Annotated in this window: 1 pseudogene; it reads left to right on the top strand. The window is 72.9% G+C overall.

The features are described 5' to 3' along the window. A pseudogene (locus FE811_RS27245) lies at positions 1 to 311 on the top strand (electron transfer flavoprotein-ubiquinone oxidoreductase); the annotation flags it as partial.

The raw sequence follows: 311 nt of genomic DNA, 5'->3' as shown, positions 1-311 counted from the left end.
GGTCGGCTTCGTCGTCCACCTGAACTACGCCAACCCCTACCTGNGCGGAGCTGCTGGAGGGCGGCAAGCGCGTGGCTTACGGCGCCCGCGCCATCTCCGAGGGCGGCTGGCAGTCGATCCCGAAGCTGGCGGTGCCCGGCGCGGCGCTCTTGGGCTGCTCGGCCGGGCTGGTGAACGTGCCGCGGATCAAGGGCAACCACAACGCCATGCTCTCGGGCATCGCCGCAGCCGAGGCGGCGGCTTCAGCCATCGCCGCGGGGCGCGCGGGCGACGAGTTGACCGATTACGAGGCCGACCTGCGCTCCGGCCCC

The organism is Paracoccus sp. FO-3 (assembly GCF_006386455.1).
Lineage (GTDB): Bacteria > Pseudomonadota > Alphaproteobacteria > Rhodobacterales > Rhodobacteraceae > Paracoccus > Paracoccus versutus.
Note: the sequence above shows the minus strand (reverse complement) of the source record. Positions and strands in the feature narration are given on the sequence as shown.